This is a genomic window from Pedobacter roseus (assembly GCF_014395225.1).
Taxonomy (GTDB): domain Bacteria; phylum Bacteroidota; class Bacteroidia; order Sphingobacteriales; family Sphingobacteriaceae; genus Pedobacter; species Pedobacter roseus.
In genome coordinates this window covers 2,505,624-2,523,827 of the sequence record NZ_CP060723.1, presented here as the reverse complement: position 1 = coordinate 2,523,827, position 18,204 = coordinate 2,505,624, and the positions used below count along the sequence as shown (strand labels likewise).

The following is an 18,204-nucleotide window of genomic DNA, read 5'->3' as shown; positions in this document are numbered from 1 at the left end:
ATTAGCTCTTTTCAGAGAAAAACAATCCTAAAACGTTTTAATTATGAGTTTATTTATGAATTCAGCGTTTATATATAAATATATTGCATTAACCTCACAGATCAGCTCCTATTTTCTGCCATTTTAAAAATACACATTTAAAATTTATTAATTTACTAATCAGCAACATAGCTTAAAAGCAAAAAAAAATAGAAAAATGCATTTCGTGAAACAACTTCTTTTTCTACCTTTGTGGCCGGGCAAGTCTTTTACGACCAGCTCCCTTTGAACTCCCCCAGGATGGGAACATAGCAAGGGTAGAAGGTTGTAGCGGTGCGATAGAAGGTGCTTGCCCTTTTTTTCTTTTCCCTTAATCCCCTGAAGGGGGAATTAAATTCTTCAGGGTTGAATCGTAGAAACTCAAATATTTAAGAATTTATAACCATGAAATTTTTTATTGACACAGCGAATCTTGATCAAATCAAAGAAGCGCAAGATCTTGGCATTTTAGATGGCGTAACCACTAATCCTAGCTTAATGGCTAAAGAAGGTATTACCGGCGAACAAAATGTAATCAACCATTATAAAGCAATTTGCGATATCGTTGATGATAACGTAAGTGCTGAAGTAATTGCAACTACTTTCGATGAGATTGTTAAAGAAGGTGAAGCTTTAGCGGCTTTAAACCCTAAAATTGTAGTTAAAGTTCCGATGATTAAAGATGGTGTTAAAGCCATTAAATATTTCTCATCAAAAGGAATTAAAACCAACTGTACTTTAATTTTCTCTGCCGGACAGGCTTTATTGGCTGCAAAAGCAGGAGCTACTTATGTTTCTCCGTTTTTAGGCCGTTTAGATGATATTTCGAGCGATGGTTTGGTATTAATCGAAGATATCAGAACTATTTTTGATAACTACGGTTACGAAACTCAAATCTTAGCTGCTTCCATCCGCGGACCATTGCACATTGTAAACTGTGCTAAATTAGGTGCTGATGTAATTACTGCGCCATTGGCTGCAATTGTTGGCTTATTGAAACACCCTTTAACCGATAGCGGTTTAGCTACTTTCTTAGCTGACCATGCTAAAGCAGCGGGCAAGTAATATTTAAAGTCGGGAGTCTTTAGTCCTAAGTCTTGAGTCGGGTTTCCGGTTTAAGACTTAGGATTTTTTTTGTTTTATGGATAATATAAGATGTATAATGGATGATAAGCAAATTGCAGGTTACATTTCCCGTCTCCCCTCTTACATTTTACATTTTTTCTACCATTAAGAAGTTAAGGCAATTAAGGTTTTATCGGCGCTTGGTATTGGTCATTGTGAATTGATGATTGGTTATTAATTTCTTCCCATTTACATGTTTTTTGGAGAGCAAAAACAGTGCTTATCGGTTACGATAGTCCTGCTTTACATTGTATTCCGGTGATTGTCCGGGATAAAATTAATAGTTATTGAGACCGGAATGCCATTGCAATCAGGTCTAGGTGGCAGTAATAGAAGTTCTTTTGTCTGTTTAGAAATTCCGCAAAAATGATTACGCGTTATTTTGCGTTAACGATGGAAACGGCATCCTTTTTGGCTGTCATCCTGAGGGATAATTTATTTCATAAAAATCGATATAAATGACAGAAGGTTTTAATGCGGTTTATTGGCCGGGAGGAATCGTCATTGCGAGAAAGGCTTTTTCAGCCGACGAAGCAATCTTTCTAGCAAGGATCGCTAGCAGGAAAGATTGCTTCGTCGTACCTCCTCGTAATGAAGACTTTTCTTCGCATCTGTCAATGGTAACGTAGTCGAAGGACAGCCAAAAAGATATAGTGTACAGCGTGTTAAAACGCCCAAATGATCATGCTCAAGCCAATGGTTTTGATCAACAAATCAAATAACTCCGGACTTATAATTTTTTATGCCCCCTAATAGGAGACTTTAGACTAAAGACTCCCGACTAAGGACTTCTTTAACCTTCTCATAATTAATCTGCTCATCGGGTTCAATCAAAATCCCCTTCACTCCTGCTCCGTTTGCCGCTTCAACATCACGTGGTTTATCACCGATCATCACTGATTGTGCCGGGTCAATATCGTACATATCAATGGCATCTAAAATCATTCCGGAGGCTGGTTTTCTACATTTGCATTCGCCGCCAACGGTTGGGTGGTGCGGACAGTAATAAAACCCGGCGATATCGGCTCCTTTGGCCACAAAAGCATTTCTTAACAACTGGTGCATAATGGCCAGTTCCTGTTCGGTATAACGTTTCAAGGCAATGCCGCCCTGGTTGGTAATTACGATTAATAAATAACCTTCGTCGAAGAATTTTTTGAGTACAGGGATCTGGTATTCTAATATTTTAAAATCTTCTACCCGGCAGATGTAATCGTAAATTTCGTGGTTAAGTACACCGTCGCGGTCAAGAAAAATAGCTTTGTTCATTGTTAAGATATGAGATTTGAGACATGAGATTTGAGACTTAGCCCTCTATTATAATTTCGCCAAAATAAGCGAAAATTAAGGATAAAAGAAAGCCCAATCTTTACAAGACCGGGCTTAATCATAAAATTTATTTGGTTTTGGTTATTTTAACTTTAGTCCGGCTTTATGGCCTTTTATAGCAAAGAACAAAATATAAAGGTAACAAGGCAATACGGTTAACAGATAGGCTAACTGAAAATTGACATGTAATTTTTCATTTAAAAAGGCATACAACAATGGCATTATGGCACCACCTGCAATACCCATTACCATAATGGCTGAACCAATTTTGGTAAATTTTCCTAAATGACTGATGCCAAGCGGGAATATAGCTGGCCACATTAATGAGTTTGCCAAACCAAGCAAGGCTACAAAAATTACAGCGAACCAGCTCGAAATGGCGAAAGATAAAACCGTAAATATAATACCTAAAATGGCGCAGATGCGAAGTGCTTTTTGCTGAGAGATGTATTTTGGAATGGTGATAATCCCGATGATATAACCGATTAACATACTAAAAAGGGTAATCGAGGTTAATTTACCACTAATTTCTACGCTGATGCCCAATTCGCGGCCATAAATGCCGATAATATCGCCTGCCATTACTTCTGCACCAACATATACAAAAATACAAAGTGCACCTAAAAATAAGTGAGGAAACTGAAAAATACTGCTGTGTTTCACTACTGCACCTTTACTTTCGTCAACGATATCTTCTTCAACCTCTACCTCTGGCAGATCAGTAAATTTGATAAAAACAGCAAACAGACAGAAAACGATGGCCAAAACAATGTATGGCATATTTACACGACCTAAAACATCATTCAACAATTGCTCGTGTACCGCACCTGTAGCTGCTTTGATCTGTTTTTCTACCTCTGAAGCGTTTTTCAAAAATAAACTGCCCATAATCAAGGGAACAATCATTCCGGCGAATTTATTACAGATCCCCGCAATACTGATCCTTTTTGCCGCACTTTCGATTGGGCCAATAATGGTTAAATAAGGGTTAGAAGCCGTTTGAAGCAAAGCCAGGGCTGCCCCCTGAACAAAAATACCAGTCAGGAATAAACCGAAAGTACGTGTTGATGCTGCAGGGATAAATATTAATGAACCTAATCCTAAAATCACCAGACCTAAAACAATTCCATTTTTAAAGCCCACCTTTTTCAGGATCCACGATGATGGCAAAGCTAAAAAGAAGTAAGCCATATAAGAGGCAAAGGTTACAAAGAATGCCTGTAAGTTAGATAGGCCGAAAGATAATTTAAAGAATGGGATGAGTGTGCCGTTTGCCCAGGTTACAAAGCCGAAAATAAAAAATAAAGCACAGATGATAATTAATGGCTTTGGCCCCTGCGTGTGGCCCGATTTGGTTGTTTGTTGCATAAAGGTTGGTTCGGTTTAATTTGTTGCGGCCAAACTAAACAATAATAATTTAAAATATAGGGGTCAAACGTTTGCGTGATTTTAAATTTATTTTTAATTGGAACTTACACACCTGAAACCCGTGTGTTCCAGGCCCGTATCGGTAGAGGTTTTCATTCTTGAGGTTACGCGGTATCCTTTGCAATAAGAAGCATTGCACATAAACGAACCTCCCCTAACCACTCTTTTGGGTACTGTTGGTTCCATGGGGTCGTAACTGTCTGTGGGGCCCGTAGGATTGTTGCTTACACCCTGCAGTGTGGCATAATAATCAGGGCGGTACCAATCGCTGCACCACTCCCATACGTTGCCCGCCATGTCGTACAATCCATATCCATTCGCTTTGAACTGTTTTACAGCGGCTAATCCGTTGTGCCCATCCCAATCGGTATTTTTGACGGGGAAACTGCCCTGCCAGGTATTGGCTTTAGCTTTGCCTTTTTCGATATCCTCATTTCCCCATGGGTATTTCTGGTCTTTTAAAGCACCTCTTGCAGCATATTCCCATTCTGCTTCAGTAGGTAAACGTTTGCCCGACCATTTGCAATAAGCCATGGCATCATCCCACGAAACATGTACCACCGGATAGTTCTCTTTTCCTTTGATATCGCTTTTAGGGCCATGCGGATGTTTCCAGTCGGCACCTTTAACCCAGCGCCACCATTGTGAGGCATCGTTTAAAGAAGTGATGCTTTTGGGTTGATAAAAAACCAAAGATGCCGCCACAAAAACGCTATCGGGTGGTTTCGGTGTACCTGCCGGAAGTTGTTTCTTCATTTCTTCCCAATCGGGCTTGCGCTCGGCCGTGGTTTTGTAACCCGTTGCATCTACAAATTTTTTAAAATCGCCATTGGTTACTTCGGTTACATCGATCCAAAATGAGGATAATTTAACCTTGTGCTGAGGATATTCATCATCCCTGCCCTCTTTATCAGAGGCGCCCATTGCAAATTCGCCTGCGGGAATTAAAACCATGCCCTCGTGACTCACTTTATTGGAAGCAAAACTGGAAGAATCTTTTACGGCACCAAAACGGCTGGGCATATTCTTTTCGCATGAAGCCAGTGAATCCTGCCTGTGTTTAGCCTTTTCTTCTTCTTTGGCACGATTAGATTTACAAGAAAATATAAACAGGAGCGGCAAAAAAAACAGGAAAGAAAGAAATTTATACATGGCAGAGATTAAATATGGAGCGATAAAAATATCAAATCTATTTAAAAAACAGAAGGTAAATAATTAATTCGCCTATAAATCAATACAGTAAGGGATTTGGTGATTTTTTATTTGCATGAAATACATCAGAACCCTATATTTGCACCACTTTAAAGGAAACGCACAACGTTTTTAAACAAAGTAGATTCCGTAGCTCAGCTGGTAGAGCATTACACTTTTAATGTAGTGGTCCTGGGTTCGAATCCCAGCGGGATCACGAGAATAAATGAAACCTCTGTAAGTTATTACTTGCAGAGGTTTTTTAATTTTGGCGTCCATACAACTTGTCAAAGTCAATATAGCTGTCAAATAAAATAATCAATTTTAAGAGATAACAGTAGGAACTTTAGTGACACAGCGTCTTCTATTTAAATTCCAAATCCAATTTTTGTGGTTGCTTCTTTCTCAGCTCCTTTTGGCAATAAATTAAGCAAACCACTATTTATCTCTGATAGACGCTCCCAATTATTACTTTCGATTGCAAAATTTCCTGCATCAATTAAACTTTTTGCTTGTGCTTGGTCATTCATTCTAGTCTGACTATTTTTACACCATTGAAAAATATTTGATAAAAATTCTGGAGTCCTCCATCTAATTTTCCCAACAATAGAATGTATTTCATCCGACTTTTCTTGAATTTTCAAAGGGCTATTTGTGGCAAAAAACACACTTTCTTGCGCTACTATGTCGTTAAATATTTTTCTCTCATGATCGTTACCGTTCTCATCCAATATTTTTTTGCATTCATCTTTTATTTCGAAGTAGTGTGCTTTTACTTGTTGAATTCTTTTATTTTTTGTCGCACTATCAATTTCTTGAGCAATTTTTCTTTTCTTATCTTCCAATTGATAACGTTTGTCCGTAACATCATCACCTGTTAAACTTTCAGTTTCTTCACTTACGGATTCCATTTGTTTTTTCAGTTTACTTAAAGCGCTCGCTGTTTCATAATCTTCTCTATCAGTTGCTTCTTGTATTTCTAACTCTAATTTATCCGATAAATCTTCAACTTGTTCTTTTAAGAATTCTATTGTCGTATGCCTTTCTTTCGGATTAAAGGTTTGTTTAAATTCTTGATCTGCCATATTTAGATAAGCCGAAATTGTAATGTCTCTTGATTCCGAAATTGAAATTGTGATTTCTATGTCCGAACCCTTTGCAATATCTCTTGTGATTTGAGTCCCTCTAATTTCCATAAAACCTATACCTTTATTGGCTTCAGGTAGTGCTAAATGAGAACCCTCTAGAACATTAATGTAAATAAAATCATCATTGTTTCCTTTTATTAAACCCTTATTTAGTGGAAAACTCGTTCCTTGTGAACGTAGTGGTAGAATTGAATTTTTAAAGAAAATCGCCTTTAATCTTGTTTTCCCTGGGTTGTCGTAATCATCTACTTCTAAACAAATATCTTCTGGAATTGGTTGTCCGCTTATTCCAAAGCCACTATTAATTCCTATTGGTTCAATATCTGTTTCAATAATATTATTTTCAATGTCATAAATTACAAGTGAAAAGAAATTGAATGCTCCATTGACTAAAGGCAAATCTTCACTTATCCTTTCTGAAAGATTTTTAATTCCGCTATCAAAACCACCATCCTGTCTTGTTATTCTATACAAAAGTCCGTCTGTGTTTCCAGTAATTCTTGCAGAAAATAATTCATCCTTTTCTTTTGATGCTTTATTGTATGATGTTTTTACCGAAATACTAGAATGTTTGGCTTTTCCAGATTTCTCTATTTCTTTGCGTTTTGTCGCTGCGTAATAAGCCGCACCAATTGCAACTGCTGTTGTCGGGTCTATTTCGCAGTTTACTGATATTTGTAAAACTTCTTCTACTCGTGTTCTTACATAAGGTATGTACGTAGATCCACCAACCATTAATATAAATTGTAAATCAATCTGTGTTAATGAATTTCTAGTCAGAATTTGTTTAATCATTTCATTAATCCCATCAATATTTGGTCTAATGAGTTCATTAAATTCAGAACGAGTAATTACTATTTCTATATCAACATCATTCCCATCTTCATCCTCAAAACCAGAGACTTCGATTTCTGCAGAAGTTTTTGCTGAAAGAATAATTTTTGCATCTTCTGATAATCTTAAAAGCTTTAAATAGACAGCATTTAATTTACCTGAAGCACTTTTCATCTTCTCTTCCAAATCTGAAAACTTATAATTTTCATAAAGTTTAGGAATTATAATTTTTTCAACTATTAAATTATCAAAGTCAGCCCCACCTAAGAAATTATCACCTTCATGGTCTAAAACTTTCATCTCTCCGTCTTTGATTTGGATCAATGCAACATCAAAAGTTCCACCACCGAGATCATAAACTAACCATTGTCCTTCTTGCATTTCCTTTTCTTTCTTCATATTGGCATAAGCCAAGCTTGCTGCAATTGGTTCTTGTAATAAAACAACTTGTTTGAATCCTGCTAAGATACCTGCTTCCTTTGTTGCGTTTGATTGTATCGTATCAAATGAGGCTGGAATAGTAATTACAACAGCGTCTAGGCTGTCTCCTGTATTTACAAATGTTTTTAATTCTTTTAGTACTTGTGCAGATAACTCTATAGGTGTTTTTGATTGATTTAAAGATTTTACAGGAAAACTTTCAGATGTTCCCATTTTCCGTTTAAAAACACTTTTTACATTTTGTGGCTCTCTTTCGGCAAAAACTCGAGCTTGTTTGCCTACAAGTATTTTATCTTTTTTATATCCAACTATTGAAGGCAAGGTTCTTGACCCCATATCTTGTGGATTTGAAAAGATAAAAATTTCTCCTTTCACAAATTTTGCTATGGCACTGTTAGTTGTACCTAAATCTATTCCGTAATTAATTGTATTTTCCATTTGTATATCCTTGTACTTCTTATTGAACATTATTTGACTGAACTATCACAACTGCTGGCTGTACAATTACTTTAATTAACTTTTCATTTTCTTGATAAGCATAAAATATAATTGGTTTTATAACTTCTATAATTTCAAGATTTTCAACACCAGTCCCTGCAATTGTAGCTTCACAATCTGTTCTTGTATCTGTGTAATGTTCATCTATCGGATTATGGTACGATAACCCAATAGTAGATGTTCCTTTAAAAAAATCATTCTCCATAATACTTTTCATCTTATTGATGTTTCTCTGAATAGAATTATCTTCTTTGAGATTTTGAGATTTTTTCTCGATTTCAAATATTTGATTCATAAAATCAAGATAAGACTGGGGCACTTTGACCGTTACTTTTTTTATTTCTTGCATTTTTTTATTTTTAAATATATCAGGCACTTGGTTTTGAAAATGTCCAACCTTGTTTCATTCTTTCACTTAAAATAGGGTGATTTTTTAAAGATGAATTAGAACCATCTTTGATGCCGTGCTTTTCAACAGAATTACTCTGAACCATAGTTCCAATAACCCAACCTATAACACCACCTATTATACCACCTAATATGAAGTGACTTTCCTCTGTTATAGCTCCCACAATAACACCTAATACTAAAAAAGCAAAAAAGTATATAGAGAACTGATTACTACCTTTTGAATGCACTTCTTTGCAAGATTTGCAACGGGGAATGGTTACTGTATTATAAGAAAACTCAACTTTTCTTGGAATATAACTTCTATATGTTTCTTTATATATCGTTTTTAATATTGCTGAATTATCATCTGGATTATTAACGTCACAAAAATAACATACTAAAATACCCTTATGCTTTTTTTCAAGATTTTGAAGATTTAATAAATCTTCATTAAATTTCCTTTTATCAACACTGCTTACATCAATTTGTAGGGCAATCTTTATTGAAGCAATAGCATTTTTTATATCATTGTGTTTATTCCACATAGATATTGATATACCTCTAATCGAATAAGCTATTTGAGTTCTGGTATCATCAGCAAAAGCAGATAAAGAATTTAATTCACCAACACTAAATAATTTGCTTATTTTCTCATATACTGAGGCTGAGGATAAACTTTTATCCTCTATTTTATTGTCGTATTTCCCTAATAATGTAAGAATATCAGACCATTTTTTTAAGTATGGGGCATTCTTAAGCTGCTCAATTTTCTCAAGATTTCTTTTACTTATTATTTCGAAGTTTCTTTCAAATGTTGGTCTATCCAGTCCACTTATATCTAATGTTAATAGGTACTCTGTTAAATCAGTGGACACTTGCGTTGTATCAAATGTATCCCAAATGGCATTTGATAAAAAATTGATTGAATTTGCAACCTTTAAAATCTGACTTTGAAAATACTCTGGCAGATAATGGAGTAAATGAGCTGAAAAATAAGTTTTCACCAATGAAACAGTTTCATGAATATTATCTTCAACATATCCACTATTGCCGTTTTTTAAGTCTTTTGTGATCTCATCTATTTCCAGTATTCTACTTTGAAGAATACTAGAAATGCTTTTATAAGCTAGATTAATATCCTTTTGAGCAATCAATGAGGATGTATTTAAAATTGCTTTAAGTTCTATTTCGTTTCCATTTTCGAAAGCAGATAAAAGGGCTTTATCAAATTTTTCAGCAAAATAATGGCTTATGAAAGCTTTGAATTCTGAAAGATTAAAAATACTATCCTGTTTAAAATTTTTAAAAACTTTGCTATCTCCATTTACTAAAAAAGTATTAAGCATTTTATTTGATAACAGATACAAATAGAATTCTGTAAAATCACGATTTGCAAGCTCATCTATAACCCTATCACAGTCGCTTTTTGTAAGTAAAAGCCCGTAATATTCAAAAAAACCACTATCAGACAAATCTATTTCTGCATGTAACTTGCGCTTTGCTTTTTTAACTACTTCACTATTTATCGTTGATGCATCACTAAATTCTAATAAATCTAATATTTCAATTGGGTTGATATACTGCATATATAATTCTACGTATTTTTTAATCTAATATCTTGTTTGTTATTTTATCTTACTAAGAATGGATATGTTTTCAGAATTCAAATAAGTTAATAAGCTATTTATTTATTATATATAATTTAAAGCTTTGTGTAATTGTTATTTAACAATAAAGAATATTAGTTTTTTCGATCTGATTCTAAATTAAAAATACTTTACTGTAATTTATTTTTTCCTTAATTATTGTTTACCAATAATGACATTTTATTTTTAGTTTAATTTACGGGAATCCGTAATTATAATTTACTTATGACGGATAACTAGTTACTTCTACAGTTTCCTTAAAATCAGATTTACATGCACCCATCCTGTAATACTTATAACATGCGGGAATGATTGTTAAATTGAGAGTCATTTTTTTTAGGTGAGTTAACTGTTCTTATTTTGAATATTTTTGTGGCAAAAAAATCTTTTAGATTAGCTTCCTTTCTATGTTTGGTTTTCAAGTCTACACCTCAAACTGCAAACCACTCAAATACCTGTACAATCCCTGTTCACTCCTCATCAGTTCCTGATGGGTACCCGATTCAATAATCTGTCCCTTTTCCATCACCAGAATCCTGTCTGCTTCACGAATGGTTGATAAACGGTGCGCAATGATGATAGAAGTACGACCGGCCATTAATTCTTCAAGCGCTTCCTGTACCAAACGTTCCGATTCAGAATCGAGCGAAGAAGTGGCTTCATCTAAAATTAATATAGACGGGTTTTTTAACAGCGCCCGGGCAATGGCAATGCGCTGACGTTGCCCGCCTGATAGTTTTACTCCACGTTCACCAACCACGGTTTCGTAGCTTTCAGGAAATGTGCTGATAAAGTCATGTGCATTGGCCCGTTTCGCGGCCTGTATAATTTCTTCTTTGGTGGCCGTTAACTTGCCATAAGCAATATTTTCCAATATCGTTCCGCCAAATAACATCACATCCTGCGGTACAATCGCGATCTGATTCCGGATATCCGTAAGTGAATAAGCCGAGGCAGGTTTGCCATCGAACAATATTTCGCCACTTTGCGGATGGTAAAATTGCAGTATCAGTCCTGCAGTGGTCGATTTACCCGAGCCACTTGGACCTACTATCGCTATTTTTTGTCCGGCTTTGGCCTCAAAAGATACCTGGTTTAATACTTCTACTTCCGGCCTTGAGGGATAGGCAAAATTGATGTGGTTGAAAGCGAGATTCCCCACGATTTTTTGTTTGACCACATTATCCTTTTCCGCTATCGATACCGGTTCTCCCTGCTCTCCCAATATCTCCAGCACCCTTTCGCTGGCGCCAACAGCCTTTTGCAGGTTGGCAAAAAGTTCGGGAAAACTGCCCAGCGAACTGCCGAGGAACATGGCATAAAGTGAAAATTTCAACAATTCGCCAAAGGTAATTTCCTGCTGACTCACCAGGATACAGCCGTAGCCGATTACTCCCAGTACACTTCCAAAAACGCAGAGCACAATAAAAGAAACAAACATGCCCCTGTATTTCGCACCTTTAATGGCAATATCGGCAACTTCGCGGATGGTATTCTTGTAACGTGTGGCTTCGAATGCTTCGTTAACAAAGGCTTTTACATTCGAAATGCCTGATAAGGTTTCTTCAACGATACTGTTTGATTCGGCCATTTTATCCTGGGCCTGGCGCGAAATCTTTTTAATAAAGCGGCCAAATAACACCGCAAACACAATCATTACGGGTAAGATTAAAAGCAGGGCAAATACCAGTTTTTTTGAAATGATGGCCATAAAAACAATCCCGCCCACAAACAATACAAACTGCCGCAACATCTCTGCAATGGTGGTGGTTAACGTATCCTGAACCTGCGACAGGTCGGCAGAGATTCTGCTGTTCAGTTCACCTACCCTGCGGTTCGAAAAGAAGTTCATCGGCAAGGTAATCAATTTGAAATAGGTGTCGCGCCTGATGTCGGCCAGGGAACGTTCTGCTACATTAACAAACCATAAGATTCTGAAATAAGAGACCACCGCCTGTACTGCCAATACAATAAAGGCCAACATTAAGATGCCCTGGATGGTGCCCGGCAGGTAACTATTGCTGTGTTTACCCTGTGCAGTATCGATTAAGGCGCCTATAAAAGACGGGAAGGCCAGTCCAACCAAGCTCGATAAAAAGAGGAAAAACAACGCCGCAATGAATTTGCCGCGATAGGGTTTTAGGTAAGTAAGCAAACGGGCAACATTGCCCAAACTTTTCCTGTTTATTTTTGCTTTTGATAATTCAACGCCCGGTGCATTTCCGCTGTTTAACTGTTTTCTTGCCATTATTTTTATCTTGCTCTTATTGGGATATGGTTTCCTTCTATTGCTAATTTTTGTACGAAGAAGGATTTTGATAGTGAAGACGGATCAATAGCAAAAATACTTTAAATATCTTCAGAAATTTAAGCAGGTTACTCTCCTTACCTGTTTTTGAAACCGGTTATATAATTTTTACCAATTGACTGCAAGGATACCGATAGAGATCAGTTTGAGATAGTGCGGGGGCAATCGCAATGGGTATAACTAAAATGGTAAGTATTTAATGGTGTTGTTTGAACAGCCATTTCGGGATTTCTTCATCTAGCAATAACGGAATGGCTATATTATTATGATCCAGTTCGGGATAGGTAGTGAAAATGACCCTTTTATTTTTTTTGAGTTTTGCAAAAAGTGCCACACTTCCGCTGTACGGATTTTCTGTATCTTTTGCGCCATGGATTAACCAGATATTGCTGTTTTTTAAAGCTTCTACATTCGAAAAATCGGGAACTGCTGCAACCGAAACCATACCTGCAAACTGTTGTGGTGCAATGCTGAGCATATTTTGTGCTGTAGATGCGCCCATTGAATATCCAACGAGGTAAATTCTTTTGGGATCTATACCGGCATATTCTTTCTGCAGCGCAGTGATGAGTTTCATCACCGTATAAACTTCCTCAGATGGCTTTGCGGATAACAGGCCATTTTCAGCCACAGCATAATCAGAGGAGCGCGTGCTGAATTGCGGCGCCAGAACAAAACATTTATATTTTTTATAAATTTCATCCCTTATCCATATTCGTGATAAAGGTTCGAGCTGTTTTTCATTATCGTTGCCGATACGTGTAGAATTGTGCAGCACGATCACCAATGGATATTTTGTACCTTGTTTATCATTTTCAGGAAGTAAAAAACGGTAGGGCAATTCCCTGCTTCCCTGCCTGTATGTCCGCTTTTCAAATTTATCTGCAGGGAGGTGGTTAAGTATAGCCCTCGTTTGTGCAGCCCTTGCGCTGTCGATTTTAACCATACAGCTGTTTTGGGTTTGGGCAAAAGAAAAATTTGCGGTGAGTAAAGCGGTTAGGCAGAGGATGAGTCGGAACTTGTTGTGCATAGCATTTAAAAAGCGTTATACCGCGAATATAAATTTATTTAGTGATCCTGCCCAACTTATTGTATTACTTCTCTGCAAACTTCTCTATAGCTTCGGGCGTTACCGGAGTAAAAAGGTTCACCAGGTTGCCATCAGGATCTCTTAATAATAAAGATTGATTGCCCCAGGGCATAATAGTGGGTTCTTGCACGATTGTGCTTTTTAAGGAATCTGCTAATTGTTCGAAACGCCGCTGCACATCGTCAACCCTGAATTCGATAATCATGCTACGGTTCTGTGCAGGTTGGGCAATACCATCACCGCCAAAAAACTGTAAAGTCCGTGTACTCCCAATGGCTAAAGTTGCGCCCGGAGTTTTTAATTCGGCAAAATCAGGCGTGTACCTGGTGGCCGTTAAACCTGTTAACTGTTCATAAAAACTGATGAGTGTTTCTACCTGGGCGGTAATGATGCGGGTGGATATTAAATTCATTGCTAATTATTTTAATTGTGCAACGAAGGTATCTGGTGCTTATGACAACTGTTTGTCAGGGCTTGTAAAGTTTTTTTCTTTTTCCTGTAAATATTCCTGCAGACTGAGCTGATGCGTGGCAAATTTAAGGTCGGTAGAATAAACTGCCTCTATCCTATCTAAACGGAACATCCTGAAATCATTTCTTAACCGGCAAAAGGCAATCAGCGTCCAGTGTTGTTGCATGCTATAATAAAACGCAAAAGGTTCGATTAATCTTGCTGAACTTTCATTTTTACCTTCCGCCTTGTAGTGAATCCGCAATACACTAAAACTGGTGAGTGCATTTTGGATAGTGGCTAATGAATTGCTGGTGGGCTGCTCCATACTTGCAGGACTCACAGCAACGCGTTTAGAAAGCAGTTCTACTTTATCTTTGGTGCTATAATTCAGCACAGCTTTTACCTTATCTACCGCTTCCTTATAAGTATCGATCAATGAACTGTCTTTATTCAAGTTGATCAATTGCTGGGCGGTGATCAGCGCATTGGCCTCCTGTTCGGTAAACATTATCGGGGGAATTTTATAACCTTCAGCCAGTGAGTAACCTTTTCCTTCGAAACTGGCGATGGGCACGCCAATTTGTTCCAGCACCCTGATGTCGCGGTAAATGGTGCGCACACTTACCACAAACTTTTCTGCCAGATCGTTAGCGTTTATCAGTCGTCTGGTTTGCAGTTGCAATAGGATGGCGCTCAGGCGGGTAAGCCTTTTCATATCGGTGTGGGTGCTCATGGGGTTCGGAATGTGTGGCCAAATATACGAAAGGGATAGGCAGCCTGAGATTTGTAAAAAGGTATGATTAGCGTATTATTTTTTTGAAAACGAATGTCAGTATTTCTTTGGGGGCGGCAGTCCTGCTATCGCTGTTAGTCCTCCCCCGATGAAACCTGTGCAACAAGCAAGCACTCAATAAAAGACAACATAAACGGTGCTTAAATCGGGCTCCGGGCTAACCTGCTCTATCAGGTTTATTTAACAATGTTTGGTTTTTCATGGCAGTAAACCTTTGCCTGGCACCCATTAGCCACGGATGCACGGATGAACACAAAAGATTTTTTAAACGATGATTGCTTTCCATGCCACAAACCCTTGTTCATAGCCCCGATTGGATGGATGCCCCCGATTTTTCATCGGGGCAGGAAGTAAAGCGGGACTATAGGTACCGACTGGCACAGCAACTGCGCTCCAAATGATCAACTCATCTTAATAATCAGCCACAGATGCACGGATGAACTCGGAAAAATTTTTGAAACGATAATTGCGTTCCATGCCATAAACCCTTGTTCATAGCCCCGATTGGATGGATGCCCCCGATTTTTCATCGGGGCAGGAAGTAAAGCGGGACTACCAGTACCATGCAGCACAGCAACTGCGCTCCAAATGATCAAACATCTTAATAATCAGCCACGGATGCACGGATGAACACGGAAGATTTTTTAAACGGTGACTACTTTCCATGCTACAAACTCCATCGCTGGCGCACGCGCAATGTAATTAAGTTAAGGTTTTTAACCACGGATGTACACAGATAAACACGGATTTTTATATCTGTGTTCATCCTTTTTATCTGTGGTTAAATTATTTTTCGCCTTCGCTGGCGTACGTGTGCCGCGTGTGAAACTTACGCTCAATATATTGTCTTTCCACCAGTCATAAAACATTTCACAGTTAAAACGATATCTTACCGTTATCTTAAACCCCTGAAATTATTTTTTTCTAAATTCTTCTTTTCCAAAATATTTCGTATTATTACCTAAGCTTTATCCCAAGCATAAACATCCCGAGTTAATTTATTGTTTTACCTAATTTGAAAAGCTTATGGCAAGCTCGGAAGGCGGCTATGCAAAAAATGCGGCCAATTTAAAAGATTTAGTTATCCGTTTAAAAACATTGGGAAACACCTACAAACCGCCCCAACCTGCTTATGAAATTAAAGCATTGGAGCAATTATCAAAAGATGCAGATGCTGCATCGCGTGCGGTGAGTAAGGTTTTGCCGGTATATGCAAAAGCGGTTGATGAGCAGGAACTTATTTTTAAACCACTTGGCAGCTTAATTACCAAAAGCTTTAATTATTTAAAGGCTGCAACAAAAAATGCAGCAGAATTACAAACTGCCAAAACAATTGCAGATCGGTTAAGAGGGGTTTCTAAAAATCGAAAAATAAATGATGATGGTACTACAAGTGCTCACCAGTCATCCACATCTTATGATAACAAGATAGAAAATTTTAAGCAGTACATTGATGTTTTGGCTGCCAGCCCTGTTTATAAACCTGCAGAAAAAGAGATTGGTATTGCTGCTTTCCAAACCTTGCTTGAAAGTATGGAGCATAACATTACCGCTGTAGCGCTTGCCAAAACGCCTGTTGATGAGGTAAGGAAAAAACGCTTTGAAATTTTTTACGGTCAGCCAAATGGTTTGATCGATATTGTATCCGGAGTAAAAAATTACATCAAAGCAGCGCTAGATAAAAGCCACCCTCAATATAAACACCTTATGGGCTTAACTTTTACAAGAACAAGCGCAAAATCGTAAGTATTCATCCCCCCTGTTTTTGAAGTGGAGCCTATTCAGTTGTGAGTAGGCTCTTTTTTTATATTGAACAACCCTTTAATTTAATTAGTCAATGTACATTTTTAATTAAAGCATGTACATTTTTAATTTATGTCTGTACAATTTTAATTAGTGCATGTTTATTTTTAATTAAGACATATAAATATCTAATTAATGCATGTACATTTTTAGTACATGCATGTACAATTTTAATTCATGCTTATGCATTTTTAGGTCGTAACTATATATCATCCTTTTTATGATATCAAATCAAATTTATAAACCTACGGGCACAGCAACTGTGCTCCAAATGATCAACTAATGGTTAGCCACGGAAACACGGATGAACACGGAAGATTTTTTTGAAGCGGTGATTGCTTTCCATGCCACAACCTCATGTCCTTAGCCCCGATTGGATGGATGCACCCGATTTTTCATCGGGGCAGGAAGTAAAGCGGGACTATCGGAACCGACCAGCTGTAGCCTTGCGCTCCAAATGATCAAACATCTTTATGGTTAGCCACGGAAACACGGATGAACACGGAATATTTTTTTGAAACGATGATTGCTTCCCATTCCACAAACCCTTGTTCATAGCCCCGATTGGATGGATGCCCCCGATTTTTCATCGGGGCAGGAAGTAAAGCGGGACTACCGGTACCGACCAGCAATAGCCTTGCGCTCCAAATGATCAACTAATGGTTAGCCACGGAAACACGGATGAACACGGAAAAACTTTTGAACATCTTAATGATTAACCACGGCATGAACACGGAAGATTTTTTGAAGCGGTGATTAAATTTGAAATACTACAGAATAAAAAAATGATAGAGCTTATTAATGTCCGATTCGTACATTAGGCCTATAAACCCACAAAATATTAACGATGAGCAATTATTCATTAACAGCACTCCTTTCCATCCCTGAAGAAGCTGGATTTTATTTTCCTAACAGACATTTTGAATACATTTCGAGTAAACCACTTTATCAGATCATGATCGAGAAACTCGAAGCAATTGGTAAAATTGATAAAATCATCATTAATACCGATTCAAACATGCTAAAAAGCTATTATTCGCGCTCAAACAAAACAAAAGTAATCGACGTTTACCGTGCCGAACCCCAGGAAGTAGAATTGGAACTAACTTCGGACAGGTTGACTACCGAATTACTTAAACATGCAGAAGGTGAGCATTTTCTGCAGCTTGGTCCAATTTTCCCTTTTCTGAAACTGGAAACAATCGAGCGGGCCATTCAGATGTATGATGAGTACGTGGTTAATGCTGAAGACCCTAGGTACGATTCTGTATTTTCGATAAGGACGCTGAACCGCAGGTATTACGACAGTGATACCGATTTTATACGTGAAGACCGACCTAATACTTTTGTGGAGGATGGCATATTGCATATTTTTAACCGAACTGCATTCCTGGCCAATGGTAACCGTAAGGTGGGTAAAAAGCCGTATTCATGCGGGATTGATGAAATCGAAAATTTAGCGGTTGATTCAGAAGAGAACCATCAGCTTGCAGTTTTCATCAGCGAGCATCGCAACCGCTTTCCGCGTGTATTCAGGTAGATAAGGTTGATTTAAAATTATTTTAAACCAAATGGTTATGAAAGCCTCGCAGCAATGTGGGGCTTTTCGGTATAATCAGGTTAATAATGGTTTCGGCTAAATCAAACGCAGATTTGGATAAATCCTGTTGCTTAAAGCTATTGATATTTGTATTAACAAAAGAAAATCA

General features: G+C 37.6%; 13 protein-coding genes, 1 tRNA gene and 1 other RNA gene. 5 read left to right on the top strand and 10 right to left on the bottom strand.

What is annotated here, in order from left to right; all coding sequences use genetic code 11:
* Window positions 1-237: 237 nt before the first annotated feature.
* Together ffs and fsa are read left to right on the top strand one after the other, a co-directional pair.
* An RNA gene (ffs, locus tag H9L23_RS10510) (signal recognition particle sRNA small type) lies at window positions 238-337 on the top strand.
* 86 nt (window positions 338-423) lie between these two features.
* On the top strand, window positions 424-1,083 hold the full coding sequence (gene fsa, locus H9L23_RS10505) for a fructose-6-phosphate aldolase (protein ID WP_025141909.1): 660 nt from the start codon (window positions 424-426) through the stop codon (window positions 1,081-1,083).
* 822 nt (window positions 1,084-1,905) lie between these two features.
* Here fsa and H9L23_RS10500 read toward each other — a convergent pair.
* The 3 genes from H9L23_RS10500 to H9L23_RS10490 all read right to left on the bottom strand — a co-directional run bounded on the left by H9L23_RS10500 (window position 1,906) and on the right by H9L23_RS10490 (window position 5,052).
* Window positions 1,906-2,412 (bottom strand): D-glycero-alpha-D-manno-heptose-1,7-bisphosphate 7-phosphatase, encoded by a 507-nt coding sequence (locus H9L23_RS10500; protein WP_187594910.1) that lies wholly within the window; start codon window positions 2,410-2,412, stop codon window positions 1,906-1,908.
* 141 nt (window positions 2,413-2,553) lie between these two features.
* Window positions 2,554-3,840 (bottom strand): sugar MFS transporter, encoded by a 1,287-nt coding sequence (locus H9L23_RS10495; RefSeq protein ID WP_187594909.1) that lies wholly within the window; start codon window positions 3,838-3,840, stop codon window positions 2,554-2,556.
* Window positions 3,841-3,933: 93 nt separating this feature from the next.
* Window positions 3,934-5,052 carry a formylglycine-generating enzyme family protein gene (locus H9L23_RS10490; RefSeq protein ID WP_187594908.1) on the bottom strand — a complete coding sequence of 373 codons (1,119 nt, stop codon included), beginning with the start codon at window positions 5,050-5,052 and terminating at the stop codon, window positions 3,934-3,936.
* Between the two features lie 183 nt (window positions 5,053-5,235).
* Here H9L23_RS10490 and H9L23_RS10485 point away from each other — a divergent pair.
* A tRNA-Lys gene (locus H9L23_RS10485) sits at window positions 5,236-5,308 on the top strand.
* 151 nt (window positions 5,309-5,459) lie between these two features.
* Here H9L23_RS10485 and H9L23_RS10480 read toward each other — a convergent pair.
* The 7 genes from H9L23_RS10480 to H9L23_RS10450 form a co-directional block, all read right to left on the bottom strand.
* Complete coding sequence (locus H9L23_RS10480) at window positions 5,460-7,952, bottom strand: Hsp70 family protein (RefSeq protein ID WP_187594907.1); 2,493 nt, start codon at window positions 7,950-7,952, stop codon at window positions 5,460-5,462.
* Between the two features lie 19 nt (window positions 7,953-7,971).
* A complete protein-coding gene (locus tag H9L23_RS10475) occupies window positions 7,972-8,361 on the bottom strand; it encodes a hypothetical protein (protein ID WP_187594906.1) in 390 nt (129 codons plus the stop codon).
* 19 nt (window positions 8,362-8,380) lie between these two features.
* Window positions 8,381-9,988 (bottom strand): hypothetical protein, encoded by a 1,608-nt coding sequence (locus tag H9L23_RS10470; RefSeq protein ID WP_187594905.1) that lies wholly within the window; start codon window positions 9,986-9,988, stop codon window positions 8,381-8,383.
* A 484-nt stretch (window positions 9,989-10,472) separates the two neighbouring features.
* Window positions 10,473-12,296: an ABC transporter ATP-binding protein gene (locus H9L23_RS10465; protein ID WP_187594904.1), complete on the bottom strand. Its 1,824-nt coding sequence runs from the start codon at window positions 12,294-12,296 to the stop codon at window positions 10,473-10,475.
* A 256-nt stretch (window positions 12,297-12,552) separates the two neighbouring features.
* Complete coding sequence (locus tag H9L23_RS10460) at window positions 12,553-13,386, bottom strand: carboxylesterase family protein (protein ID WP_187594903.1); 834 nt, start codon at window positions 13,384-13,386, stop codon at window positions 12,553-12,555.
* Between the two features lie 64 nt (window positions 13,387-13,450).
* Window positions 13,451-13,858, bottom strand: coding sequence for a VOC family protein (locus H9L23_RS10455; protein ID WP_187594902.1), 408 nt, complete (start codon window positions 13,856-13,858; stop codon window positions 13,451-13,453).
* A gap of 39 nt (window positions 13,859-13,897) precedes the next feature.
* Window positions 13,898-14,632: a helix-turn-helix transcriptional regulator gene (locus H9L23_RS10450; protein WP_187594901.1), complete on the bottom strand. Its 735-nt coding sequence runs from the start codon at window positions 14,630-14,632 to the stop codon at window positions 13,898-13,900.
* 1,086 nt (window positions 14,633-15,718) lie between these two features.
* On the opposite strand from H9L23_RS10450, the gene H9L23_RS10445 reads away from it, so the two are divergent.
* On the top strand, window positions 15,719-16,438 hold the full coding sequence (locus tag H9L23_RS10445) for a hypothetical protein (RefSeq protein WP_187594900.1): 720 nt from the start codon (window positions 15,719-15,721) through the stop codon (window positions 16,436-16,438).
* Window positions 16,439-17,342: 904 nt separating this feature from the next.
* Window positions 17,343-18,035 (top strand): cytidylyltransferase domain-containing protein, encoded by a 693-nt coding sequence (locus H9L23_RS10440; RefSeq protein ID WP_187594899.1) that lies wholly within the window; start codon window positions 17,343-17,345, stop codon window positions 18,033-18,035.
* Window positions 18,036-18,204 lie beyond the last annotated feature (169 nt).

What these genes read in the sequence shown, in the direction of transcription:
- fsa (WP_025141909.1), top strand. Translation starts at nt 424, where the DNA reads ATGAAATTTTTTATTGACACAGCGAATCTTGATCAAATCAAAGAAGCG.
- H9L23_RS10500 (WP_187594910.1), bottom strand. Translation starts at nt 2,412, where the DNA reads ATGAACAAAGCTATTTTTCTTGACCGCGACGGTGTACTTAACCACGAA.
- H9L23_RS10495 (WP_187594909.1), bottom strand. Translation starts at nt 3,840, where the DNA reads ATGCAACAAACAACCAAATCGGGCCACACGCAGGGGCCAAAGCCATTA.
- H9L23_RS10490 (WP_187594908.1), bottom strand. Translation starts at nt 5,052, where the DNA reads ATGTATAAATTTCTTTCTTTCCTGTTTTTTTTGCCGCTCCTGTTTATA.
- H9L23_RS10480 (WP_187594907.1), bottom strand. Translation starts at nt 7,952, where the DNA reads ATGGAAAATACAATTAATTACGGAATAGATTTAGGTACAACTAACAGT.
- H9L23_RS10475 (WP_187594906.1), bottom strand. Translation starts at nt 8,361, where the DNA reads ATGCAAGAAATAAAAAAAGTAACGGTCAAAGTGCCCCAGTCTTATCTT.
- H9L23_RS10470 (WP_187594905.1), bottom strand. Translation starts at nt 9,988, where the DNA reads ATGCAGTATATCAACCCAATTGAAATATTAGATTTATTAGAATTTAGT.
- H9L23_RS10465 (WP_187594904.1), bottom strand. Translation starts at nt 12,296, where the DNA reads ATGGCAAGAAAACAGTTAAACAGCGGAAATGCACCGGGCGTTGAATTA.
- H9L23_RS10460 (WP_187594903.1), bottom strand. Translation starts at nt 13,386, where the DNA reads ATGCACAACAAGTTCCGACTCATCCTCTGCCTAACCGCTTTACTCACC.
- H9L23_RS10455 (WP_187594902.1), bottom strand. Translation starts at nt 13,858, where the DNA reads ATGAATTTAATATCCACCCGCATCATTACCGCCCAGGTAGAAACACTC.
- H9L23_RS10450 (WP_187594901.1), bottom strand. Translation starts at nt 14,632, where the DNA reads ATGAGCACCCACACCGATATGAAAAGGCTTACCCGCCTGAGCGCCATC.
- H9L23_RS10445 (WP_187594900.1), top strand. Translation starts at nt 15,719, where the DNA reads ATGGCAAGCTCGGAAGGCGGCTATGCAAAAAATGCGGCCAATTTAAAA.
- H9L23_RS10440 (WP_187594899.1), top strand. Translation starts at nt 17,343, where the DNA reads ATGAGCAATTATTCATTAACAGCACTCCTTTCCATCCCTGAAGAAGCT.